Genomic DNA, 23,993 nt, shown 5'->3' on the forward strand with positions numbered 1-23,993 from the left:
GTTGCAGCCGCAGCTTCGGTGGTATGTTTAGCCCCGTTACATCTTCCGCGCAGGCCGACTCGACTAGTGAGCTATTACGCTTTCTTTAAAGGGTGGCTGCTTCTAAGCCAACCTCCTAGCTGTTTTAGCCTTCCCACATCGTTTCCCACTTAACATACACTTTGGGACCTTAGCTGGCGGTCTGGGTTGTTTCCCTCTCCACGATGGACGTTAGCACCCACCGTGTGTCTCCCGGATAGTACTCATTGGTATTCGGAGTTTGCATGGGGTTGGTAAGTCGGGATGACCCCCTAGCCCAAACAGTGCTCTACCCCCAATGGTATTCGTCCGAGGCTCTACCTAAATAGATTTCGGGGAGAACCAGCTATCTCCCGGTTTGATTAGCCTTTCACTCCAAGCCACAGGTCATCCCCTAACTTTTCAACGTTAGTGGGTTCGGTCCTCCAATTGATGTTACTCAATCTTCAACCTGCCCATGGCTAGATCACCGGGTTTCGGGTCTATACCTTGCAACTCAACGCGCAGTTAACGCTCGCTTTCACTACGGCTACCCTATGCGGTTAACCTCGCTACAAAATATAAGTCGCTGACCCATTATACAAAAGGTACGCAGTCACCCTCGAGGGGCTCCTACTGCTTGTACGTACACGGTTTCAGGTTCTATTTCACTCCCCTCACAGGGGTTCTTTTCGCCTTTCCCTCACGGTACTGGTTCACTATCGGTCAGTTGGGAGTATTTAGCCTTGGAGGATGGTCCCCCCATATTCAGTCAAAGTTTCACGTGCTCCGACCTACTCGATTTCACTTATTAGACATTGTCGTGTACGGGACTATCACCCTGTATCGTGGCACTTTCCAGAGCCTTCCACTAACATCAAATAAGCTTAAGGGCTGCTCCGATTTCGCTCGCCGCTACTTTCGGAATCTCGGTTGATTTCTTTTCCTACGGGTACTTAGATGTTTCAGTTCTCCGCGTTCGCCTCTTACACCTATGTATTCAGTGCAAGATACCTGCAAGCAGGTGGGTTTCCCCATTCGGAAATCCTGGCCTCAAGCGCTTTTTACTAGCTTGACCAGGCTTATCGCAAGTTAATACGTCCTTCATCGCCTCCAACTGCCAAGGCATCCACCGTGTACGCTTAGTCACTTAACCATACAACCCAAAGTAGTTTGAGAATCACTTTCGTGATTCAAAGTTTTTATCAGCTTTCCAAATTGTTAAAGAGCAAGAGAATAACTTCTCAGAGTTAAAAACTCTCAGCATTACCGCTTAGGTAAGAGTGTTTATCTATGAGAAGGGGTAGTAAAGTGGTGGAGCTAAGCAGGATCGAACTGCTGACCTCCTGCGTGCAAGGCAGGCGCTCTCCCAGCTGAGCTATAGCCCCACATTACTAGGATACATGAATTGTTTTTAACCGGTCTTTGCGTTGAGGCAAAGTGGTGGGTCTGAGTAGACTTGAACTACCGACCTCACGCTTATCAGGCGTGCGCTCTAACCAGCTGAGCTACAGACCCAAACAATCATGTTTGTTCTCTAATTTCTAATCAGCAATCATCTGTGTGGACACTGCGAACAAATCAGTTCTAAATCGTATAAGGAGGTGATCCAGCCCCAGGTTCCCCTAGGGCTACCTTGTTACGACTTCACCCCAGTCATGAATCACTCCGTGGTGATCGCCCCGATTCCGACTTCATGGAGTCGAGTTGCAGACTCCAATCCGGACTACGACGCACTTTAAGTGATTCGCTCACCTTCGCAGGCTCGCAGCACTCTGTATGCGCCATTGTAGCACGTGTGTAGCCCTACACGTAAGGGCCATGATGACTTGACGTCGTCCCCACCTTCCTCCGGTTTATCACCGGCAGTCTCCTTAGAGTTCCCGACCGAATCGCTGGCAACTAAGGATAGGGGTTGCGCTCGTTGCGGGACTTAACCCAACATCTCACAACACGAGCTGACGACAGCCATGCAGCACCTGTCTCAGAGTTCCCGAAGGCACCAATCTATCTCTAGAAAGTTCTCTGGATGTCAAGTGTAGGTAAGGTTCTTCGCGTTGCATCGAATTAAACCACATGCTCCACCGCTTGTGCGGGCCCCCGTCAATTCATTTGAGTTTTAACCTTGCGGCCGTACTCCCCAGGCGGTCTACTTAATGCGTTTGCTTTGGAAAACAGCTCCGAAAAGCCGAGCTCCTAGTAGACATCGTTTACGGCGTGGACTACCAGGGTATCTAATCCTGTTTGCTCCCCACGCTTTCGTACATGAGCGTCAGTGTTGACCCAGGTGGCTGCCTTCGCCATCGGTATTCCTTCAGATCTCTACGCATTTCACCGCTACACCTGAAATTCTACCACCCTCTATCACACTCTAGCCTGCCAGTTCGAAATGCAGTTCCCAGGTTAAGCCCGGGGCTTTCACATCTCGCTTAACAAACCGCCTGCGTACGCTTTACGCCCAGTAATTCCGATTAACGCTCGCACCCTCCGTATTACCGCGGCTGCTGGCACGGAGTTAGCCGGTGCTTCTTCTGCAAGTAACGTCACAGATGTAAGGTATTAACTTACACCCTTTCCTCCTTGCTGAAAGTGCTTTACAACCCGAAGGCCTTCTTCACACACGCGGCATGGCTGCATCAGGCTTGCGCCCATTGTGCAATATTCCCCACTGCTGCCTCCCGTAGGAGTCTGGGCCGTGTCTCAGTCCCAGTGTGGCTGATCATCCTCTCAAACCAGCTAGGGATCGTCGCCTTGGTGAGCCATTACCTCACCAACTAGCTAATCCCACTTGGGCCAATCTAAAGGCGAGAGCCGAAGCCCCCTTTGGTCCGTAGACATTATGCGGTATTAGCCGTCGTTTCCAACGGTTGTCCCCCACCTCAAGGCATGTTCCCAAGCATTACTCACCCGTCCGCCGCTCGACGCCAGAGGTGCAAGCACCTCTTCGTTTCCGCTCGACTTGCATGTGTTAGGCCTGCCGCCAGCGTTCAATCTGAGCCATGATCAAACTCTTCAATTAAAAGTTTTTTNNNGTTATTATTTTTACTTTTAAAAAAGTAAAATCAAAACAGCTCAAGGCTGAATCTTTTAATAACTTATGGTCACTCAGCTCAATTGAGACTCTAAATTTGCTTGCGTCATCTAGCTAACTAGAATCGGCTGTTAGAACTCAATCTGCACGAGTGCCCACACAGATGATTGCTTCATATTTTTAAAGAACGTTTTAGGCTTTCGCCTCGGAAGCTTTGCTCCCGTTCAGGGCTGCGCATTATACGATTTCCTGATTTTGTGTCAACACTTAATTTCAAGTTTTTTAATTCACTTTAAACTAAGTTTTATCTGACTCTCTAACACCGCGTTTAGCTCGTTATCCGTTGCTGTCTGCCGTGTCAGTGGGAGCGCATTATAGGGAGAAACAAAATCAACGCAACCCCTTTTTTACTAAAAACCGCAAAAAAACGTTAACCCAAGCTCAAGCGTTCAAAATACCAACAAAACAAAGGTAAACGAACATCGATTAGGCTGTTTTTTGTGCTCTTTCCTTAAGGCGGCCTATAAGTATCGAACAACTACACTAAAGATCAAGGTAAGGCTTATAAAAAAGTGCACCTAGCGTGCACTCCTTTATTTCGATTGCAGCGTATTCATTTCTTAATACAAGATACTATATAGTTTACGGCGGTATTGAGCTGCTAGGGCGTCGCCCTCAGGTAGGCTAGCAATGATATCAAGGTAGGACTTCTTCGCATCGCCAAAATTAAGATCTTTGTTAAGCACTTTAAACAGTGTCGCTAGCGCGTCTTCTTTTTTACCCGCTTCATTGAGTGCCACAGCCAAATTTACTTTTGCCTCAAGGTTTTCAGGTTCGTTATCGACGGTCTGTTGCAAAGCTTGGATCTCTGGTGAGTCCTGCGCTTGTTCAGCAAGCTCTAGCTTAGCTTTAATATTGTTATAATATGCATCCTGCTCGACTAGGCCTATGGTTTCCAATAACGCTTTGGCGTCATCAAGCTTATGTATTTGGATGCAAATATCAGCCAACACCAGTTTGATACGACTATTATTGCTGTCTATATCATACGCCTGTTTCGCCAGTTTAAAGGCCTCGTTATGATTTTGGACCATCAATGCATCTTTGGCTTGTTGCAGCAACATATCTTGTGGTTGTGGTAAGTGCTTTTGCAGTGCTTCTTTAATTTGCACCTCGCTTTGTGGCCCTGGGAGCATATCTACTGGTGCTCCTTCTTTTAATAACACCAAAGTAGGCAGCGCTTGTAAGCCAATTTGCTGCGCTAATTGACCCGCCAATGCTTGCTGTGTGTCACAATCTAAAGTTGCCACGACAAGATGCTGCTGATATTGCTGCGCTATGCCTTGTAAAATACTGGCCTGTTCCTGACATTCCGGGCTTTGGGCGGAGTAAAAGCTCAACGCCACCAACTTTTCTTGCGAAGTGTCGCCTAATACTTGCTGGATATTCTCTGCCGTCAATTGAATTTGATTCGTCATGCTTATGTTGCCATCTCACTATAATTACGCTTTGATATGGTGACTAACATAACAATTACAAGAGCAAGGATCACCCATGCAATTGCCCACTTCTTTCACCGCTCTCAGTGCTGCTTTACTACTTGCATGCACATCAACAGCAGCACACAGTATAGATGTTAAAGATAGACTCCCTGAGCTTGAAGCCTTCTATGTTGATTTACACCAATCACCAGAGCTGTCTTTACACGAACAGCAAACCGGTGAAAAACTGGCCAGCAAACTGCAAACTTTAGGGTTTGATGTGACCAAAGAAGTAGGTGGCTACGGCGTCGTTGGTCTATATAAAAATGGCTCTGGGCCGACCGTTATGATCCGCACCGACACCGACGGTTTGCCAATCGTCGAACAAACCGGTGTGAGCTACGCATCTAAAGTGACGGTGACAAAAGATGATGGCTCCAAAGTTGGAGTGATGCATGGCTGTGGTCACGATATTCATATGAGCAGTTTCATTGGCACTGCTGAACACCTCATGGCCCATAAAGATCAATGGCAAGGTACGCTGATGATGGTAGCTCAACCTGCTGAGGAAATTGGCGCGGGTGCCAAAGCAATGCTCAATGAGGGCTTATTTAGTCGCTTCGCTAAACCAGATCATGTTTTAGCCTTGCATGTCAGTGCCAGTGTGCCTGCGGGCAAGGTTGCCTTAAAGCCGGAATATACCATGGCCAGTGTAGACTCGGTGGACATCATTGTGAAAGGTAAAGGTGGACATGGTGCCTACCCGCACACCACCATCGACCCTGTGGTCATTGCCTCACGTTTGGTGTTGGCGCTACAAACGATCACCAGCCGTGAGCTCTCACCTTTAGAACCTTCCGTTGTGACTGTCGGGTCTATTCATGGCGGCAGCAAACATAATGTCATCTCTAACGAAGTGACTCTGCAACTCACGCTACGCAGCTATAACCCGCAGGTACGTAATCAACAAATTGCCGCCATTAAACGCATAAGCGCAGGTATTGCTGCCAGTGCGGGGTTAGAGCAAGCCCTTTACCCTGAAGTGATTGTCCACGAACAAGAATCGATTCCTTCTACTTACAACGATCCAACGCAAACTGCCTTAGTCACAAACGCCATTAAAAACGCAATCGGTGAGAATAATGTAGAATTAACCAAGCCGGTTATGGCCGGGGAAGATTTTGGCTTGTACGGACGCACCGACGACGACTTGCCTATTACCCTGTTTTGGCTCGGCGGAGTAAACCCAGAAACATATAACGCCGCTCAACAATCTGGGGCGCAACTGCCATCGCTGCACTCTAGTAAGTTTGCACCTGACTATAAAAAGGCCATTCCAACGGGTGTCAAAGCGATGACCCACGCGGCGCTCAAGCTATTCAATACACCTTAAGCTTGCGCTTTAGACGCGCCCTTAGCTTTATAACTGCGAGCGCGCTTTTTTTTACCACCTCTCAAGGCTCGCTTGGCGGGCCCTTTAATATTGCTAAATACACCAGCATCACAGTTCTTTGCTTGATTGACCAAATCGCTCAACTGTGTGGTTAATGGCTGCATGAAATCTTGATATTTGAGCTCTTGCTCGGCAATTCTTGCTAATGCCATTTCCCAGTGCGCCGTCATATCCGGTGTTGCTAATTGCTCGGGCAACGCGCTGATCAGAGCGCTTCCCGCCTCGCTAGCACAAATGGATTTGCCTTTACGAGTAAGAAAACCGCGTGAGAAAAGCAATTCGATGATGCTTGCTCTGGTTGCCTCAGTGCCTAAGCCATCGGTATCGCGCAGCACTTTACGTAGTTGTGTATCCTTGACGTAACGGCCAATGGATGTCATTGCGCTTAATAGTGTGGCATCACTAAAGTGCGCCGGGGGTGTGGTCTGCTTATCGTCAATACGTGCATCATCACACTGTAGCAGTTGCCCTAAGGTCAATGGTGGTAAACGTTGCTCATCTTGCTTCGCCTTTTTGCCCATGAGCTCTTTAAAACCCAGCTCAATGTCTTCTCGGGCTTTTGTTGTAAACTTGCCTCCGGCTATGGTCACCTCGACATCACTTTGGTAATAGCGATATGCAGGCATAAATTGAATGAGGTATTGGCGACAGATCAGTTCATACACTTTGCGCTCATTATCATTCAACTGCGCTGCGGTGTGCTTGGCTGTAGGTACGATGGCATGGTGCGCTGCCACTTTGCTATCGTTAAAGCAACGGCTCTTTTTATTGCTATCTACAGCTGTGAGCTGCTGGGCGGTGAAAACGCCATTATTAAGCACTGCGTTAATAATATTGCTGGCGTCAGCAAAATGCTCTTTAGGCAAATAGCGGTTATCTGAGCGTGGGTAGGTAATTAACCTATGCTTCTCATACAAGCTTTGACAACTATCTAATACCGCCTTCGCAGAGAGAGAAAAGCGCTTCGCTGCATCTATTTGCAGTGCCGATAGGTTATAAGGCAGAGGAGCTTGCTCTTGCTTTTGCTCTTTGCTTAAGTCGGTCACACTTGCCGGTTGGCCGACAATCCGCCCGACTACATTTTCTGCAAGCTTACGCAGCAATACTCGGCCCTGTTCATCTTGATAGGCCCGGCACGCTTCGCTTGGTTGCCACTTCAGCCAAAATGACTCGCCTTGTGCTGTCGTCACTTGCGCGTGCACTTCATAAAACGGCTTACTAACGAACTCGGCTATTTCTTTATCTCTTGCGACCACCAGACCCAGCACCGGAGTTTGTACCCTTCCCACTGAGAGCACCCCTCGATAACCGCTTTTTTGCCCCGCCAAGGTATAGGCTCGTGTTAGGTTCATGCCAAACAACCAATCGGCGCGCGAGCGGGCGAGTGCTGAAACACTCAAAGGCACAAACCGAGTATTGGGCTGGAGCTGGTTCAAGGCTTTTTTCACTGCAGGCAAGTTCAAATCACTGATCAGTAAACGCTCAACCGCTTGCTTTTTATGTTGCGACAAAGATACCTGATTAATCATTTCATCAACCAGCAACTGCCCTTCTCTATCGGGGTCGCCGGCATGCACTAAGGTGTGAGCTTGCTTTATCAGCTTCTTAACTAAAGTGAGTTGTTTACGAGTTTTGCTTTTCGCTTTTAGCTGCCACTGCTTCGGAATAATAGGCAAGTGTGCTAATTGCCACTTTTTAAAAGCGGGGTCGTAGTCATCGGGCTCAGCTTGCTCAAGCAAGTGACCGATACACCAGGTGACACAATCGCCATTGCCGACTTCTATATAGCCTTCTTTTTTTTGCTGAGGTTTGGGCAAGGCTGCGGCTATGGCACGGCCAAGAGAGGGTTTTTCGGCAATATAAAGCTTCATGATAAAAACTGGTTATTTATACAGTTATTACAGTGTAGAGTATAATTACGAGCTAGGAAAGAGTGCGCGCGGCTGTTTTGTTTCGTCTTGCCTGCAACCAAAACAGTATCGGTAAATAGCACAATATTAAAGTGGCGCTGTTTATGATTGGTAATAGGGTTTTATAAAGGTACGCGCTATTAAATGTTAAATCCCATAAATGGCGATCGGCGACACGCCAAAGCTGTAAAAAAGGCGCGGCCACAACAATAAGCTGACCAGCAATACTTTGCCACATATGCACTTTGCCACGAATGCCCCAGTAAGCAATTATTGCCATCCAGATAATATCGTTGCTTGCCCATACGACATAACGCCAAACTTTTTCGGTATCATGGTCGAGCAACATGTCGTGGATAAGAGTGCCGAAAAGAAAAAAGCCTGTGGTTAATAACGCGAACCGTAGAGCCTTGCGTTCTTTACTAAGCCAAAAAAACACAATGGCTGGCACCAAAACAGCTGCCGAACCATTGTTCATTAAAATTAAAAACTCTCCCAACCAAGAAGGCAAAATTTTTTCCTATTTCTTGATCTGTTGGAGCTTCTCGGTCTTGTCGTCGTCGCCATTGCCATTGCCTGGCATATCATTGAATTTATAAAGATATAACATATTCGTTCCCTGTCTATTCAGCTTTAATTCAGTTGCTAAATTACCGTATTTTTGGCACAAAGCCAATAGTTACTGCACAACTTCAATGGGGTCAGATTCTTTTGCTTTACCCTGCATGATTGAAATCTCGACGCGGCGATTACGCTTACGATCTTCATCAGTTTCATTGGGGACTAACGGCCGTGTGTCTGCGCGCCCCACCACGACCATTCTACTTTTATCAAAGTCATCAACCTTTTGCATTTCACTGGCAACCGCGACTGCGCGCATCGCACTCAGGTCCCAGTTGTTGGTATAGAGCTCATTGGAGACTTGGAAGTCATCGGTGTGCCCCGAGACGGTGATTTCCCCGGGTACATCTTTTAGTAATTCAGCAATATCTTGAATAATCGGCTTAAATTTTGGCTGTAAGAAAGCGCTGCCCGAGGGAAAAGAGCCGTTTTCACGAATGCGAATAATTATTTGCTGCCCTAAAGATTCCAGTTCTATGGCGCCGTCAATAATTTGCTGTTCTAGCTGTTGGGCAATTTTCTTCACCAGCTCATTGGTGCGCTCTTGGTCTGCTGCGGCGATAGCTTGCTGTTGTGACTGCTCATCGGCGGTACTGGCAGACTCCCCGCCGCGTTGGTCCCCACGTTGCTCTTTACGACCGCCTGCGGAGTCTTCTTCCCCAGCTTGGAACTCCAGCATTTGCTGTGTCATTTCAACAGTCTGCTGTTGAATTGTCTCAATGGGCGTGGGATCTGGGCGCCCCGGTTTAAATTCCATGGCGATGACACTAGTTCCTTTAGGTATGTCTTTTACTTCCAGTTTATTTTGCACACCAAAAGCAAACTTCATGGAACCAGCAATTTGCTTAAACTTGAGCACATCCATCTCGGAGAACGCTAATAGCAATACGAAGAAACACATCAGTAGCGACATCAAGTCTGCGAACGTGCCCATCCAAGCCGGTAATCCGGGAGGGGGGCATTTGCAGGGTTTTTCATCCGACATACTTACTCCTCGGTATCAACTTGGCGCTTGGACTCTGCCAGATAATTTTTCAGAATGCCTTCGATAACTTTGGGGTTTTGTCCGTCTTGAATACCTAAGATAGCGTCTAAGATCAGCCGTTGATTGAGCTCTTCTTCATCTTTTCGCAGTTCTAACTTGGATTGGATAGGAATAGCTATCACATTGGCGAGAAACGCACCGTACAATGTGGTTAGTAGCGCCACCGCCATCGCGGGGCCAATCGCTTTGGGGTCATCCATGTTAGAGAGCATCGCCACCAAACCGATCAAGGTCCCGATCATACCCATTGCTGGGGCTATATCACCCAAGGCCTTGAACAGTCCGGCGCCTTGCTCATGGCGAGCGGTGGTCAACAAAATATCTTTTTGCAAAGTAGCACGAACCACATCGGCGTCATGGCCATCAACCAGCATATCAATGCCTTTACGCATAAACTTGTTGTTAATCTCTGCCTCTTCTAGCGCTAAAAAGCCCCCTTTACGAGCAGAGTCTGCCAGCTCTACAGCCTTCTCAATAAGCTCATCGGGTGATTCAATTTTAAACATGAAGGCTTTGCCGGCTACTTTTCCTATGGTGAAAAATTGCCCCATGGTGTAGTTAGCAAGCACGATAAAAAGAGAACCACCAAATACAATTAGCACCGAAGGAGTGTTATAGAACATGCCCACATCACCACCAAGCACCATAGACATGACAACGAAACCAATCGCGCCGAGAATACCTATTATGGTTGCTAAATCCACATGTCCTCCACCCACTTTACTATTCAGCGCCTTCCCACTAAAGCCCTATATATGGCCAGGGAATATCAGACGTTATTATAATTACTCTTGAGATATCGGCAACTTGCTGAATTACTTGAATCATTTTTTTAAAATCGCGAAGCGACAATATTAAAACTAGCATGCCTACACAGCTTTGCCGTGAAAATCGCATCCATCTTTGACCTAGTCCACGATTCCCCCTAAAATTGGCGCTCTTATTAGGTGTAGTGAGTGACAAGGCCATGGCCCAAAAAAAACCAGAAAACCTAAGCTTTGAAGAAGCCATTAATGAATTAGGGCAAATTGTAACTGATATGGAGCAAGGTGAATTGTCTTTAGAGCAATCTTTAAAGCAATTTGAACGCGGTATTGGTCTGGCAAATGCATCGGCTCAAAAGCTTGATAACGCCCAGCAGAAAGTAAGCATGTTAATGAGCAACGACCTAAACGCTGAGCTCACCCCAATGGATGATCAAGAGTAGTCGCCCCTGTGAATTTAAAACATGCCTTAGCACAGGCACAACAGGATGTGCTACACACCCTACAGCGTTATTTTCAAACACAGCAACAAACACAGCCTCAATTATTGGCGGCAACGCAGTACTGTATCGAAAATGGTGGCAAGCGCTTGCGACCATTTTTAGTCTATGCTGTAGGTAATATGCTTGCAGCACATCAAGACGATCTTCACAAAGCCGCTGCAGCCATTGAGTGTATTCATAGTTACTCTCTGGTGCATGATGATTTACCGGCCATGGACGATGATGAATTACGGCGCGGTCGACCCACCTGCCATATCGCATTTGGCGAGGCCCACGCTATTTTAGCTGGCGATACCTTGCAAACCATTGCCTTTGAGCTGCTCAGTAGCACTGATTTTGATATCGGCGCTAGCCAACAGTTAGCACTGATACGAAGTTTAAGCCAAGCTTCAGGGCTATTGGGTATGGTAGGCGGCCAAGCGCTAGATATCGCAGCCACCGATAAAGCGATTTCCTTAAGTGAACTTGAGCATATTCATCGCCTAAAAACAGGGGCATTGCTAAGCTGCGCCATTGAGCTGGGCTATTTGTGCTCCCCGAACGTAGAAAACAGCACACGTGCTGCATTAGACGATTACGGCCGTGCCATCGGCCTGGCTTTTCAAGTGCAAGATGATATTTTGGATGTTGAAGGAGATACCGCCACGTTAGGAAAGCCGCAAGGCTCTGATGTGGCTGCAAATAAATCTACTTATCCTGCGCTTATGGGCCTTGATGGTGCCAAAGATAAGATGCAGCATTTGTATCAACAAGCTATTGATGCGGTGTGCCCGCTCCCATATGACACCCGTGTTCTCGAGCAACTCGCAGGCTATATCATCGCCAGAGATCATTAAAAATGACTACTGATGTGAAGGGCTGGTTTGATATACTTCAGCCATCGCAGTAAAGGATAAAACGACGCATGAATTTGGATAGTAGCAAGTATCCCTTATTACAACAGGTCAGCAAGCCTGAACAACTTCGCGAGCTACCGCAAGAGCGGTTAGGCGCGTTTAGCCACGAACTGCGGGACTACTTACTAAACTCCGTATCGCAAAGTAGCGGTCACTTTGCCTCCGGGCTCGGCACGGTTGAACTGACTGTTGCGCTGCACTATGTGTATAACACCCCGTTTGATCGCCTGATTTGGGATGTAGGCCACCAAGCCTATCCGCACAAACTGATCACCGGCCGCCGTGAGCAAATGCACACTATTCGCCAAAAAGATGGATTACATCCGTTCCCTTATCGCGGTGAGAGCGAGTACGACACCTTTAGTGTCGGTCATTCGAGTACCTCCATCTCTGCCGCTTTAGGTATGGCTATTGCTGCGCAAAAAGAAGGCCAAGGCCGTAAAACCGTGGCCGTCATCGGCGATGGTGCTATCACTGCGGGCATGGCCTTTGAGGCGATGAACCACGCTGGCGATATTAATTCCGACATGTTAGTCATTTTAAATGACAACGAGATGTCTATTTCAGAAAATGTCGGCGCGCTAAATAATCATTTTGCGCGTATTCTCTCCGGTAGCTTTTACGCCAATATTCGTGAGGGCAGCAAAAAGCTCTTATCAGGGTTACCGCCAGTGAAAGAACTGGCTAGCCGTATGGAAGAGCACCTTAAAGGCATGGTTATACCGGGCACCTTCTTCGAAGAGCTTGGCTTTAATTATATCGGCCCAATCGATGGCCATGATGTCAACATGCTGGTCGACACCCTGCGCAATATGCGCAACCTCAAGGGTCCTCAGCTACTGCATATAAAAACCCAAAAGGGCAAAGGTTATAAGCCTGCTGAAGCCGATCCTATTGGTTACCATGCGGTACCCAAGTTTGACCCGACCGTGACTAAATTACCCAAATCTAAGCCAGGCGCACCGACCTTTTCAAAAGTGTTCGGCGATTGGTTGTGTGATATGGCCAGCGTTGATGACAAACTGATGGCCATCACGCCGGCAATGCGCGAAGGCTCGGGCATGGTGCGCTTCTCTAAAGAGTATCCACAACAGTATTTTGATGTTGCCATTGCAGAGCAGCATGCGGTCACACTCGGTGCAGGGTTTGCGTGTGAAGGCCTGAATCCCGTAGTGGCAATTTATTCAACCTTCTTACAACGTGCCTACGATCAACTTATTCATGATGTAGCGTTACAGGAATTGCCTGTGCTCTTTGCCATTGATCGCGCTGGCGTGGTTGGCGCCGACGGGGAAACTCATCAGGGCACGTATGACTTAAGTTATTTACGCTGTATTCCTAATATGGTCATTATGGCGCCAGCTAACGCCAATGAATGCCGTAATATGCTTTATACCGGGCACCAACTTAATAAACCCGCCGCTGTGCGTTATCCACGTGGCAGTGCTGGCGACGGTGAGCTTGATAGCGAAATGCAACAATTACCCATTGGCAAGGGACGTGTTATTCGCAACGGCGAGAAAGTCGCAATACTGTCGTTTGGTACCTTGCTGGAGAATGCCCAACGAGCGGCAGAGCAGCTCAATGCCACCCTAGTTGATATGCGTTTTGTTAAACCTCTCGATCACCAGCTGATAGATAAGTTGGCAAGTGAACATAATGCGCTTGTCACCTTGGAGGACAATGTTATCGCCGGTGGTGCAGGCTCAGCAGTAAGCGAGTACTTAGCGCAAAGCAAGCAGCTTAAGCCAGTTTTGCACCTTGGCCTACCGGATGTATTTATTAAGCATGGCACGCAGCAAGAAATGCATGCTGAGCTTGGCCTTGACGGCGATGGTATCACTCGCCAGATAAGTACGTGGTTAGATTAACACGCTAGCGAGTTGGATATTCGGTAATAAAAAAGGAGCCAAAGGCTCCTTTTTTATTTATTCACTTTCTTAACGCATCCAAATTTTAATGTCTGCTAAGCCGGTGCTTTGTAAGGTGGCTATTTGCGCATCTAAGTTTTCACTTTGCTCAAACTCAAACGCATCCAACTGATCATCAAACTCAATATGCGCACAGCCATCGCCGCCGCGCTTTTTCACCTGATGAAGGGCGATATCCGCTAAGTTCACCGATGTTTCCCAGCCGATCACTTGGCCGCCGAGCAAGGGCATCGGATAACAAGACCAGCCCAGCGACGCGCTAAGATTAATCTTTTTACCATTGGGTAGTTGAAAACTTTTCTCTGCGATGGATTTGCATAACTGGCGCGCAAACTGATTGACCTGATCAAGCTCGAAATCGCGCAGCAGCAACAAGAACTCATCGCCGCTCCAGCGGGCCACATAGTCAGAGCCCTGGGTGCAGGAATTCAATAGAGTCGCCATTTGTTGTAAGCAACTATCGCCGCTCAACGGTCCGTAGGCATCATTAATACGCGAGAATTTGTCGATATTCACTATCAACAGCACCAGAGCCCTGCCCTGCTCTTGTAATGAAGACGAATTACGCTGGTAATGTTCAATATCTTTAGGCAGCTGATCGAATAAGAAACGCCGGCTACGCAGTCCTGTAAGCTCGTCAGAGTGACTCACTAACTTCAGCTGTGAGTTCACCTGGTTAAGCTTATCATTGGCATCACGCAGCTCCATCGTGCGCTCTTCTACCAAGCTCTCCAAGGCTGCTTGTTTGCGGCGTTCCTGGGCTCTAAACACCCACAGCAATAAATAGATAATAAAAAATAACCCGGAAACAATCAGCAACCGGAAATACACCGTTTCATCGAAGCGTTTCGGTACCTGAAACGCATAATACGTGCTTGTCGCCTCTTCCCAGCTGTCACTGGTGCGCTTGGCTTCAAGCTTAAAAGTAAATGGGCCAGGAGGTAAGTTAGTATAAATGGCTTCACGACGATTTTTAGCATAGCGCCAGTCGGTATCCAAGCCACTTAGCTGGTAACGAAACTCCACCTCAGCCGGGGCATAAAAGTCAATCGCCGTATAATTAATCGTTAAGTCGCGCTCATCGGTATCGAGCTCAGGGTTCACACCCAAGCCACCGGTATACAAAGTACGTCTGGGGGTGGCAATACTCTCCACTTGGGGCGCTAACTGGTCTTGGCCAAAGAGCTGCACATTTTTAGGGATTTCCACCACCCCTTGCAAACTCGGATACCAAATAGAGTCACCACTGTCAGCCACCGCGTCATGGCCTAAACCAGCACAACATTGACTGGCTTTACCATCGAGCTGGCGATCATACGAGGAAATCACTTGCTCTACTTGTAAGTTTCCAATTTCATCTGAGAATTGCTCCACCGGCATGCGGTAGACGCCTTTCATGGTGCTGACCCACACCCGCTGCAGGGCTTCATCATGATGCAGACTAAAAATGGAGCCATAGGGTAAGCCATTGGATACATCAAGCTGGTGCCAGCGCCCTTGGGTACTACGATAGAATAAGCCGTCATTTAACGAACCAACTAACGTCCCAACATCATCAATTTCTAAAATACTGGTGACGTAAGCGCTTTCCAGCGCTGTAGAGTCGCCGATGCGCTCAATGCCTTTATCTGAGAATAAGTAACCGCCTTGGCTGGTACCAATTAAGCCGTATTTGCCTTTGTCCAGCACGTAAGTAATAAACTTACTATCGAGTACAGCATTGTAGGTAAAGGGCGTTAACCCTCGATATCCCATGCGATACATACCCCGGCCAGTACCAAACCACAGTCCGCCAGCACTTGACTCACTGATAGCAAACACCGGGTTTTGCCGTAATTCTCGCGCATCGATGTTATATAGCTGCTCGTCTTCGAAGTACAACACACCGCGATCCGTGGCGATATACAACCGCTCACCAACAAAATGTAAATCGTGCACCGCACTGCGGCGTAATTTCGCTCGAGGCACGCGATTAATAAAATTATTATCTTGATCGAAATAACCAACGCCACTGCGATTAGCCACCCATAGCTGACCACTCGGTGATAAGGTAATGGCCATCACCGCTTCGGTCATACTCGAGAGCGCATTATGGCGCTCAACCCGACCGGCGTGGGCAAGCCAAAGGCCCTCGCTGAAGCTCGCCAACCAAATATTGTTTTGTTCATCGCGGTAAATATCAGAAAACCAGATGCTTTGATCCAGTGCTGCTGGCTCAACCCATTGCCACTCCTTAGAATTGTCGCGATACAATAATCGCCCATAGGTTGAGATCCACAATGCGCCATCGGAGTCACTCATAAACTTATACACCGCCGCATTACTGGCGTTGGGTAAAGTAAATGGCCGTAGCTCATCATCTATGTCTAAAAAGTAAGCCCCTAACTCTGAGGCCAGGTATAAAGTGCCTTCTAGCCAGGCTAAGTCGTGGATAATGGTTTGTGCTAAACGATCAGGCAGGGTCACCCGCGCAGTTATTTTCAAACGCAAGCGCGATGACGACGATGACATATTGGTTAAGCGCAGTAAGTAGTTTTCACTGACTAACCACACGCCTTGCGGTGCCAGTGCCATTTTACTGACCGAAATTTGGTTGATGGCAGTCAGGCGTCCCTGAATACGACCGCTGCGTCGACGCTCGCTCTCGGGCAAATGAAAAGCGACCTGATTGCGCTCGATATAAAACAGTTCGTTGGCTGCCACCCAAATATTGCCTTTATCATCTTGCAATATATCGCGCACCGGGCCGCCAATACCAAACTCAAAGTAGTTCATTGAATCAGGGTCAAGTACGGAAATACCGCGCTTGGTGCCTATCCACAATAATCCTTCTTTATCAATCAATAACTTATTAATTGCATTACTATTGAGGAAGTTACTATTTTGCTGGGTGAAGTTAGTGAAGTGGTCGCCATCAAAGCGACTTAAACCAAATTGAGTGCCTACCCAAATATAGCCTTTGTTATCTTGGGTGACACTTTTGAGAGATTGTGAAGGCAGACCATTTCGGGTATTCCATTGCTTAACCACATAATCCGTGATTGATGCCGACGCCAAGTGCGAAGCAAAAACTGCCCACACCAATACTAGTGACTGAAAAAACCGCTGCAATGTCACACCCAGACTCAAATCTTATATTCCTGGCAAATAACCTACTTTAATTAACGCTTGGAGGCAAATTAGCGAGCATATGCCGGCAAGAATATCATCTGCCATAATCCCAAGCCCACCATGCAGACGTTTATCAAGCAGACGGATTGGTCCAGGCTTGGCAATATCAAAAAAACGAAACAGGGCAAAGCCCACCACTAAGGTCTGCCAATTAATCGCCGCTCCTATCATGGTAATATAAAACCCTGCCACTTCGTCCCAAACAATAGCGGGATGGTCATGCACACCCAAGTCATCAGCGGTTTTACCACAGGCCCACACACCCACAGTGCATAGCATGAGCGCCATTGCTGCTTGCACCCACAGTGGCATACCCCAGGTCATAAAAATAAAAGGAATTGCCGCAAAGGTGCCCACTGTACCTGGGGCTTTGGGGCTTAAACCTAAGCCAAAGCCTAGGCCTAAAAACTGATGACCGCGACGTAGATTAAATAAGCTTGTAGTGATCACGCGTCACCCTGTATAAAATGTTCAAAGCCCACTTGGGCGACATCGAGTTTATCTTCACCGTTAAGTACCTCGACCTTTCCCTCGCCACCACGAATTTGGCCAATGCACACAGCCTCAATGCCATACTGACTCAAACGATTATCCAGCATCGCTTTGTGGTTCTCTGGTACCGTGTAAAGCAACTCGTAGTCATCGCCATAGCCAAGCACATAAGGCCATTTCGCCTCGCCTTCAATGCTTTGACGAAAGGCTTCTGACGTTGGAATTTTATCGGCATGAATGGTGGCACTGACCAAAGACATATCTAAGATATGCTGTAAATCGGCCAACAGCCCATCGGAGATATCAATGGCAGAACTGGCGTAGCCACGCAAAACCTGTCCCGCTGCTACCCGGGGCGTCGGATACTCCAATTTAGTGGTCAGCTTCTTCAGCCATTCAGGGGCAATATCTAAGTGTTGTTTGCGCGCTTCAATAGCCAGGCCCGCATCACCCAACGGTCCAGTAACATAAATCCAATCGCCGGGTTTAGCACCGCCGCGTGTTAACGCTTTGCCGGTAGGCACCGTGCCTTTGGCGCATACGGTAACAGTAAGTGGGCCTTGCGTAGTATCACCACCAATGATTTGCACGTTGAAATATTCTGCTATTTCATGCATGCCTGCGGTGAACTCTTCTAACCATTCTACTTCGGCTTTCGGTAAGGTAAGCGCCACAGAAACCCACGCAGGCTCGGCGCCCATTGCAGCAAGGTCACTGAGGTTAACGGCGATAGCCCGGTGTCCCAAAGCTCGCGGTGACATATCTTCAAAAAAGTGCACACCAGCTACCATGGTGTCTGTGGTAATGGCTAATTGGCTGTTTTCCGGAATACTCACCAACGCGCAGTCATCACCTATGCCAAGATTAACATCCCGGCGTGTGATCCCTCGGCCTTTAAAGTATCGGTTTATTAATTCAAATTCTTGCATACACAAAAAAGCCGGCCTCAGCCGGCTCTCCTTGTTAAAGGTGCTTAGCTATTACGTAGCTGCTTAATGGCTTTATCAAGCACACCATTAACGAATTTATGACTGTCATCGGCACCAAACATTTTCGCCAGCTCAATGCCTTCATTGATGGCCACTTTGTATGGCACATCATCGCGGAATTTAAGCTCATACGCACAAAGTCGTAAAATGGCTTTTTCTACCATATCGATTTCTTCGTACGGACGCGTCAAATGCGGAGCTAAGACTTCGTCTAGCTGTTTTGAGTTAACGGCAACACCGCGCGCTAGGTCTTTAAAATACTCTACATCGACCTTAGTCACGTCATTCTCGATTAACATGTTTTGTTCGATATCAGCAATAGCGTTACCGCTCATTTGCCAAGAGTAAACGGCCTGTAAGGCCAATATGCGCGCTTTGCGTCTCGCTGCTGGTTTCACTGTGAACCCTTAAATTTTGTCTAAAACATTAACCATTTCTAGGGCACCTAATGCAGCTTCGCCGCCTTTGTTGCCCATTTTTGTACCGGCACGCTCAATCGCCTGCTCTATGCTTTCAGTCGTTAATACGCCAAAAGCAACCGGCACATCATACTCAAGCGATACCTGCGCCAAGCCTTTATTCGACTCACCGGCAACTAAATCAAAGTGCGGAGTGCCGCCACGAATGATCACGCCCAAGGCGATGATAGCATCGAACTCACCTTTGGCGGCAATGCGCTTGGCAGCAAGAGGTAACTCAACCGCACCCGGCACATACACCACGGTAATATCATCATCGCTGACGTTACCTGTGCGCTTTAGCTCATCGACTGCGCCGTCCAATAAACTGCGACCAATGTAGTCGTTAAAACGCGAAATCACGATGGCAAATTTTTTGCCCGGTGCAAACTTGTTACCTTCAATAATTTTCATCTGTAAACCTTAATTGATTCTGCCAAGGCGTGATGCCGGCGAAATGCGGGTATCGCAAAATTGCCGCGCATCATAGCATAATTGAAAAAAAATAGCTGCTTATTCTGGCTGTACGTAGTCAACCACCTCAAGGTGGAAACCTGACAGCGCATGATACTTCTTCGGCATGCTCATTAAGCGCATTTTGGTGATGCCTAAATCCGCTAAGATTTGCGAGCCGATGCCCACGGTGCGCGATGTCCCCTGGATTTTACGGTGGTTGGCACTTTCGCCAGCATCTTCCAAAGCAAAGGCCTTAACCATGGCTTCGATATCTTCACTGCGCTCTTGCTTACCAAGGATAACCAACACACCATCATGTTCGGCGATATAGGCCATGGCGTTAGACAATGTCCAACTGCGATCCGCGCCTCGATCGGAAAGTAAAATATCGTTAAAAGTGCTTTGTAAATGCACCCGTACTAAGGTTGGGTCGCTGATATCACCTTTGATCATCGCATAGTGCAGCTGACCATCAATGGTGTCTTTGTAGGTAACTAGATCAAACTCACCGTACTGTGTTGGTAGTTTACACTTCGCCACTTGCTCGATGGTGGTTTCATTGAGGTTACGGTACTCGATTAAATCGGCAATAGTGCCCATTTTTATGCCATGCTCTTTAGCAAAGACTTCGAGTTGCGGACGACGCGCCATGGTGCCATCGGGGTTCAGGATTTCGACGATAACCGAGGACGGCTCAAGGCCCGCAAGGCGTGCTAAATCGCAGCCAGCTTCAGTGTGCCCTGCACGCGTCAGTACGCCGCCTGGCTGCGCCATGATGGGGAAAATATGCCCCGGCTGGACGATGTCTTCTGGCACTGCCCCTTTGGCGACGGCGGCTTGTACCGTGCGGGCACGATCTGCGGCCGAAATACCGGTTGTCACCCCTTTTGCCGCTTCAATGGACAAGGTAAAGTTGGTTGAGAATTGCGCGCCATTATTACTGACCATCAACGGCAGTGCCAATTGTTCACAACGCGCTTGGGTAAGCGTCAAGCAAATAAGGCCTCGGCCATAGGTGGCCATGAAATTAATGGCATCGGCGCTGATGTGTTCGGCGGCGATAATGAGATCGCCTTCGTTTTCACGATCTTCATCATCCATGAGGATAACCATCTTGCCATTTTTAATGTCGTCGATGATCTCCGCTGCGGTGTTTAAACTCATATCTTGCCCATTATCGTTTATTTTATAAATCCAGCTTGCGCCAGCAAGCTCTCGGAAACTGAGGATTGAGGCTGCTCAGCCTTGGCACCATTAATTAGGCGCTCTAAATAGCGAGCTATTTGGTCAACCTCAAGGTTAACCTGGGTGCCCACTTGAAAATCTGCAATCGTGGTTTGCTCTAAAGTATGCGGCACAATGGTCAACTTAAAGCGGCTACCATGAACCTCGTTGACGGTCAGACTGGCACCATCAATACACACCGAACCTTTATAGGGAATATACTTCATCAGTTCGGCGTCGGTTTGCAGCCAATATTCAATTGCGCGGGCGTTGCTACGCACATCAACCACTTCGGCAATGCCGTCTACGTGCCCAGAAACCAAATGACCCCCTAACCTTGATAATGGCTGCAGCGCCTTTTCAAGATTAACACGTTGGCCTTGCTGGTAATGCGCAAAGCGTGTAAGTGATAAGGTTTCGCGCGATACATCGGCACTGAACCCATCACTGAATTTTTGTGTCACCGTAAGGCAAACGCCATTCGTGGCAATGCTGTCACCCAAGGCCACATCGTCCATGTTGAGGCTATCGCTGCTGACGCGCACTTTTAAATCGCCATCAACAAGAGTGAGTGAACTTAAGGTTCCGGTTGCTTCTATAATGCCTGTAAACATGGCTATTCCACTGCTCTTTTATCTAGGGTAAGGCGCACATCTTCGCCTATGGGGCGCATATCGCTAAATTGCATCTGTTCAATGTCGTTCATATCGGCAAATGGGCCTATGTTCACCAGCCCTTTGGCACCTTGGCCCATGAGTTTAGGGGCCAAATAAACCACATAACGATCAACAAGCTGCTGCTTCGCAAAGGCCCCCGCTAGGGTCGCGCCTCCTTCAAGCCACAGCGAGTTAATATCATCTGCAGCCAGTTGCGTGAGTAACGCGTCTAAATCTACATGGCCATCGTTATCCCCGGCAACATACAACTCGGTTACATTGTTGGGCCATTGCTGCACTTTATCAAGCGCAGGTGCTGTGCGTGAGCGCACGATAATAATCTTACCGGGTGTCTGCATTAACGCTAAATCGGGTGTGAGCCGGTAGCGACTGTCGATAATCACCCGCACCGGTTGGCGCACTTGCGCCAGCGGGTAATCGGCAAGTTGCTGTTCGCTTAGGCGCACATTTAATTGCGCATTGTCGCTTATTACCGTATCGGCTCCCGAGACAATGGCGCAATGTTGCGCTCGCAGGCTATGCACATCAGCACGGGCGTCACTGCAAGTAATCCATTTACTTTGGCCATTGGCGAGCGCCGTTTTGCCATCAATGCTGGCTGCTAGTTTGCAGGTGACAAACGGGCGCTGAGTACGCATACGTTTTAAAAAGCCGGTATTAAGCGCTTCGGCTTGGGCACCGAGCAAACCATACTCAACGTCGATGCCAGCGGCCTCAAGCATCGCCATGCCCCGGCCACTGACTTGCGGATTAGGGTCTTGCATAGCACACACTACTTTAGCAACTTTGGCGGCTATCAAGGCGCCAGCACAAGGGCCGGTGCGGCCGGTATGGCTGCACGGCTCTAAGGTCACATATGCGGTGGCTCCCTCGGCATTTTCTGCAGCGGCATTTAAGGCATGAATTTCTGCGTGCGGCGTCCCCGCCTGAATGTGAAAGCCTTCGCCAATCACCTTATCATCTTTAACCAACACGCAGCCCACATTCGGATTGGGGGTGGTGGTAAAACGCCCCTGCCAGGCTAAGGCAATAGCGCGGCGCATAAAGTGCTCATCTTGTGCACTGAAGCTCATATTAATCCCCTAGGCGGGCGATTTCTTCGCCAAATTCACGGATATCTTCAAACGAGCGGTACACCGATGCAAAGCGCACATAGGCCACTTTATCCAGCCCTTTCAGCGCTTCCATAATACACTCGCCAATAAGCAAAGAGCTGACCTCTCGCTCACCGGTCGCTCGAATTTGCGATTTGATTTGATGCACCACCTCATCAACCTGCTCGGTTTTCACCGGCCGCCTTTCTAAGGCACGATGTAAGCCGTTTAGGAGCTTATCTTCGTTGAATGGTTCACGTGAGCCGTCCCGTTTAATCACGCGCGGCATCACCAACTCGGCGCCTTCAAAAGTAGTGAAACGTTCATGGCAATCAATGCATTCGCGACGGCGTCGAACCTGATGGCCGCCGCCCACTAATCGGGAGTCGATAACCTTGGTATCTTTGGCGCTGCAAAAAGGACAATGCATAGTGACTGGGGTTCCTGTAGAAAACAAAAAGGCCGCTATTTTTGCGGCCTTTATCATACACAAATGTTTGCCTAATGGCTATTTAGTGCAGCTTAGGCATACACTGGAAACTTAGCACAGATCGCTTTCACTTGCTCTTTCACTTTTGCCTGAACATCAGTGCTTTCGATGTTATCAAGTACATCGCAGATCCAGCCAGCAAGCTCTTTCGCTTCTGCTTCTTTAAAGCCACGGCGAGTAATCGCTGGTGAACCAAGACGTAAACCAGAAGTGACAAAGGGTGAACGTGGGTCATTCGGTACTGAGTTCTTATTCACCGTGATATTGGCGTTACCGAGTGCTGCATCAGCATCTTTACCGGTAATGTCTTTATCGATTAAATCAAGCAGGAATAGGTGGTTGTCTGTTTTTCCTGATACCACTTTATAACCGCGCTCTTGTAACACTGATACCATTGCTTGTGCGTTAGCCACAACCTGTTGCTGGTATGCTTTAAATTCTGGCTGTAGTGCTTCTTTGAAAGCCACCGCTTTGGCTGCAATAACGTGACACAGTGGGCCACCTTGACCGCCTGGGAAAACCGCGCTGTTAAGCTTCTTATAAATATCTTCATCACCACAATTAGAGATGATCAAACCGCCGCGTGGGCCCGCTAGCGTTTTGTGTGTGGTGGTGGTGATCACATGTGCGTAAGGCACTGGACTTGGGTACACACCGGCAGCGATAAGGCCGGCTACGTGTGCCATATCTACGAATAAGTAAGCACCGACTTTATCGGCAATCTCGCGGAAACGCTGCCAATCAACGATACCAGAATAAGCTGAGAAACCACCAATGATCATCTTTGGCTTGTGCTCAAGGGCAAGGGCTTCAACTTGATCGTAATCGATCTCACCGGTTTGCTCATTCAAACCATATTGAATGGCATTGTAGGTTTTGCCTGAGAAGTTTACATGTGCACCATGAGTTAAGTGACCGCCATGAGCTAAGCTCATGCCTAGTACAGTGTCGTGTGGCTGAAGTAGCGCTTGAAACACTGCGGCATTAGCTTGCGAGCCGGCATGCGGTTGCACGTTTGCATACTCAGTGCCAAACAGCTCGTTAGCACGGTCAATCGCCAATTGCTCAACAACGTCGACGTGCTCACAACCACCGTAGTAGCGTTTGCCCGGATAGCCTTCGGCATATTTATTGGTAAGCTGTGAGCCCTGCGCTTCAAGTACGCGTGGACTACAGTAGTTTTCCGAGGCAATAAGCTCAATATGCTCTTCTTGACGAGAAACCTCATCGCCCATCGCTTTGGCAAGTTCTGGATCAAAGTCTGCAATGTTCATGCTACGTTCTAACATGCTGTCTCCTAGGTGCAACGT

General features: G+C 48.3%; 19 protein-coding genes, 2 tRNA genes and 2 rRNA genes. 4 read left to right on the forward strand and 19 right to left on the reverse strand.

Annotated features, from left to right (window positions below; genetic code table 11):
* The 5 genes from MHM93_RS12605 to MHM93_RS12625 all read right to left on the reverse strand — a co-directional run.
* A 23S ribosomal RNA gene (locus MHM93_RS12605) occupies window positions 1–1,153 on the reverse strand; the annotation flags it as partial.
* Between the two features lie 156 nt (window positions 1,154–1,309).
* Window positions 1,310–1,385, reverse strand: a tRNA-Ala gene (locus MHM93_RS12610).
* Between the two features lie 53 nt (window positions 1,386–1,438).
* Window positions 1,439–1,515 (reverse strand) — tRNA-Ile (locus MHM93_RS12615).
* Window positions 1,516–1,594: 79 nt separating this feature from the next.
* Window positions 1,595–3,016, reverse strand: a 16S ribosomal RNA gene (locus MHM93_RS12620).
* 632 nt (window positions 3,017–3,648) lie between these two features.
* Window positions 3,649–4,506 (reverse strand): tetratricopeptide repeat protein, encoded by an 858-nt coding sequence (locus tag MHM93_RS12625; protein WP_045980532.1) that lies wholly within the window; start codon window positions 4,504–4,506, stop codon window positions 3,649–3,651.
* Between the two features lie 76 nt (window positions 4,507–4,582).
* Between MHM93_RS12625 and MHM93_RS12630 the strand changes: the two genes are divergently transcribed.
* Window positions 4,583–5,902 (forward strand): amidohydrolase, encoded by a 1,320-nt coding sequence (locus MHM93_RS12630; RefSeq protein WP_239449344.1) that lies wholly within the window; start codon window positions 4,583–4,585, stop codon window positions 5,900–5,902.
* On the opposite strand, the gene MHM93_RS12635 is transcribed toward MHM93_RS12630, so the two are convergent.
* The 4 genes from MHM93_RS12635 to pomA form a co-directional block, all read right to left on the reverse strand.
* Window positions 5,899–7,833, reverse strand: a complete 1,935-nt coding sequence (locus tag MHM93_RS12635; protein ID WP_239449345.1) for a DNA topoisomerase III — start codon at window positions 7,831–7,833, stop codon at window positions 5,899–5,901. The genes MHM93_RS12630 and MHM93_RS12635 overlap by 4 nt on opposite strands.
* Before the next feature lie 52 nt (window positions 7,834–7,885).
* Window positions 7,886–8,383 carry a hypothetical protein gene (locus MHM93_RS12640; protein WP_239449346.1) on the reverse strand — a complete coding sequence of 166 codons (498 nt, stop codon included), beginning with the start codon at window positions 8,381–8,383 and terminating at the stop codon, window positions 7,886–7,888.
* A gap of 168 nt (window positions 8,384–8,551) precedes the next feature.
* The gene (locus MHM93_RS12645; protein WP_026110915.1) at window positions 8,552–9,478 is read right to left on the reverse strand and encodes a flagellar motor protein MotB; all 927 of its coding nucleotides are present in this window, start codon (window positions 9,476–9,478) and stop codon (window positions 8,552–8,554) included.
* 2 nt (window positions 9,479–9,480) lie between these two features.
* Window positions 9,481–10,242, reverse strand: coding sequence for a flagellar motor protein PomA (pomA, locus tag MHM93_RS12650; protein ID WP_022943545.1), 762 nt, complete (start codon window positions 10,240–10,242; stop codon window positions 9,481–9,483).
* Between the two features lie 263 nt (window positions 10,243–10,505).
* On the opposite strand from pomA, the gene MHM93_RS12655 reads away from it, so the two are divergent.
* The 3 genes from MHM93_RS12655 to dxs all read left to right on the forward strand — a co-directional run bounded on the left by MHM93_RS12655 (window position 10,506) and on the right by dxs (window position 13,572).
* Window positions 10,506–10,745: an exodeoxyribonuclease VII small subunit gene (locus MHM93_RS12655; protein WP_022943546.1), complete on the forward strand. Its 240-nt coding sequence runs from the start codon at window positions 10,506–10,508 to the stop codon at window positions 10,743–10,745.
* 8 nt (window positions 10,746–10,753) lie between these two features.
* The gene (gene ispA, locus MHM93_RS12660; protein WP_239449347.1) at window positions 10,754–11,641 is read left to right on the forward strand and encodes a (2E,6E)-farnesyl diphosphate synthase; all 888 of its coding nucleotides are present in this window, start codon (window positions 10,754–10,756) and stop codon (window positions 11,639–11,641) included.
* Between the two features lie 68 nt (window positions 11,642–11,709).
* The gene (gene dxs / locus MHM93_RS12665) at window positions 11,710–13,572 is read left to right on the forward strand and encodes a 1-deoxy-D-xylulose-5-phosphate synthase (RefSeq protein WP_239449348.1); all 1,863 of its coding nucleotides are present in this window, start codon (window positions 11,710–11,712) and stop codon (window positions 13,570–13,572) included.
* A 69-nt stretch (window positions 13,573–13,641) separates the two neighbouring features.
* Here dxs and MHM93_RS12670 read toward each other — a convergent pair whose 3' ends face one another.
* From MHM93_RS12670 to glyA, 10 genes are all read right to left on the reverse strand, one after another.
* Window positions 13,642–16,713 carry a diguanylate cyclase gene (locus MHM93_RS12670; protein WP_239449385.1) on the reverse strand — a complete coding sequence of 1,024 codons (3,072 nt, stop codon included), beginning with the start codon at window positions 16,711–16,713 and terminating at the stop codon, window positions 13,642–13,644.
* Window positions 16,714–16,764: 51 nt separating this feature from the next.
* Window positions 16,765–17,253 (reverse strand): phosphatidylglycerophosphatase A, encoded by a 489-nt coding sequence (locus tag MHM93_RS12675; RefSeq protein ID WP_239449349.1) that lies wholly within the window; start codon window positions 17,251–17,253, stop codon window positions 16,765–16,767.
* Window positions 17,250–18,224: a thiamine-phosphate kinase gene (gene thiL, locus MHM93_RS12680; protein ID WP_022943551.1), complete on the reverse strand. Its 975-nt coding sequence runs from the start codon at window positions 18,222–18,224 to the stop codon at window positions 17,250–17,252. Before thiL ends, MHM93_RS12675 begins: the two co-directional genes overlap by 4 nt.
* A gap of 44 nt (window positions 18,225–18,268) precedes the next feature.
* Window positions 18,269–18,682, reverse strand: coding sequence for a transcription antitermination factor NusB (gene nusB / locus MHM93_RS12685; RefSeq protein WP_022943552.1), 414 nt, complete (start codon window positions 18,680–18,682; stop codon window positions 18,269–18,271).
* Between the two features lie 9 nt (window positions 18,683–18,691).
* Window positions 18,692–19,156 (reverse strand): 6,7-dimethyl-8-ribityllumazine synthase, encoded by a 465-nt coding sequence (gene ribE, locus MHM93_RS12690; protein ID WP_022943553.1) that lies wholly within the window; start codon window positions 19,154–19,156, stop codon window positions 18,692–18,694.
* Between the two features lie 99 nt (window positions 19,157–19,255).
* Window positions 19,256–20,362 carry a bifunctional 3,4-dihydroxy-2-butanone-4-phosphate synthase/GTP cyclohydrolase II gene (ribBA, locus tag MHM93_RS12695; protein ID WP_138509829.1) on the reverse strand — a complete coding sequence of 369 codons (1,107 nt, stop codon included), beginning with the start codon at window positions 20,360–20,362 and terminating at the stop codon, window positions 19,256–19,258.
* Between the two features lie 17 nt (window positions 20,363–20,379).
* Window positions 20,380–21,036 carry a riboflavin synthase gene (locus tag MHM93_RS12700; RefSeq protein WP_022943555.1) on the reverse strand — a complete coding sequence of 219 codons (657 nt, stop codon included), beginning with the start codon at window positions 21,034–21,036 and terminating at the stop codon, window positions 20,380–20,382.
* A 2-nt stretch (window positions 21,037–21,038) separates the two neighbouring features.
* On the reverse strand, window positions 21,039–22,172 hold the full coding sequence (gene ribD / locus MHM93_RS12705; RefSeq protein ID WP_239449350.1) for a bifunctional diaminohydroxyphosphoribosylaminopyrimidine deaminase/5-amino-6-(5-phosphoribosylamino)uracil reductase RibD: 1,134 nt from the start codon (window positions 22,170–22,172) through the stop codon (window positions 21,039–21,041).
* A gap of 1 nt (window position 22,173) precedes the next feature.
* Window positions 22,174–22,623, reverse strand: coding sequence for a transcriptional regulator NrdR (nrdR, locus tag MHM93_RS12710; protein ID WP_026111229.1), 450 nt, complete (start codon window positions 22,621–22,623; stop codon window positions 22,174–22,176).
* 92 nt (window positions 22,624–22,715) lie between these two features.
* Window positions 22,716–23,972, reverse strand: a complete 1,257-nt coding sequence (gene glyA, locus MHM93_RS12715) for a serine hydroxymethyltransferase (RefSeq protein WP_022945772.1) — start codon at window positions 23,970–23,972, stop codon at window positions 22,716–22,718.
* Window positions 23,973–23,993: the final 21 nt, after the last annotated feature.

It is taken from the genome of Pseudoalteromonas sp. MM17-2, assembly GCF_022347945.1.
GTDB lineage: Bacteria > Pseudomonadota > Gammaproteobacteria > Enterobacterales > Alteromonadaceae > Pseudoalteromonas > Pseudoalteromonas ruthenica.

Bases quoted from the DNA above. Each gene is read 5' to 3' on its own strand.
- MHM93_RS12625 (WP_045980532.1), bottom strand. From the start codon at position 4,506: ATGACGAATCAAATTCAATTGACGGCAGAGAATATCCAGCAAGTATTA.
- MHM93_RS12630 (WP_239449344.1), top strand. From the start codon at position 4,583: ATGCAATTGCCCACTTCTTTCACCGCTCTCAGTGCTGCTTTACTACTT.
- MHM93_RS12635 (WP_239449345.1), bottom strand. From the start codon at position 7,833: ATGAAGCTTTATATTGCCGAAAAACCCTCTCTTGGCCGTGCCATAGCC.
- MHM93_RS12645 (WP_026110915.1), bottom strand. From the start codon at position 9,478: ATGTCGGATGAAAAACCCTGCAAATGCCCCCCTCCCGGATTACCGGCT.
- MHM93_RS12655 (WP_022943546.1), top strand. From the start codon at position 10,506: ATGGCCCAAAAAAAACCAGAAAACCTAAGCTTTGAAGAAGCCATTAAT.
- dxs (WP_239449348.1), top strand. From the start codon at position 11,710: ATGAATTTGGATAGTAGCAAGTATCCCTTATTACAACAGGTCAGCAAG.
- thiL (WP_022943551.1), bottom strand. From the start codon at position 18,224: ATGCAAGAATTTGAATTAATAAACCGATACTTTAAAGGCCGAGGGATC.
- ribE (WP_022943553.1), bottom strand. From the start codon at position 19,156: ATGAAAATTATTGAAGGTAACAAGTTTGCACCGGGCAAAAAATTTGCC.
- ribBA (WP_138509829.1), bottom strand. From the start codon at position 20,362: ATGAGTTTAAACACCGCAGCGGAGATCATCGACGACATTAAAAATGGC.
- MHM93_RS12700 (WP_022943555.1), bottom strand. From the start codon at position 21,036: ATGTTTACAGGCATTATAGAAGCAACCGGAACCTTAAGTTCACTCACT.
- ribD (WP_239449350.1), bottom strand. From the start codon at position 22,172: ATGAGCTTCAGTGCACAAGATGAGCACTTTATGCGCCGCGCTATTGCC.
- nrdR (WP_026111229.1), bottom strand. From the start codon at position 22,623: ATGCATTGTCCTTTTTGCAGCGCCAAAGATACCAAGGTTATCGACTCC.
- glyA (WP_022945772.1), bottom strand. From the start codon at position 23,972: ATGTTAGAACGTAGCATGAACATTGCAGACTTTGATCCAGAACTTGCC.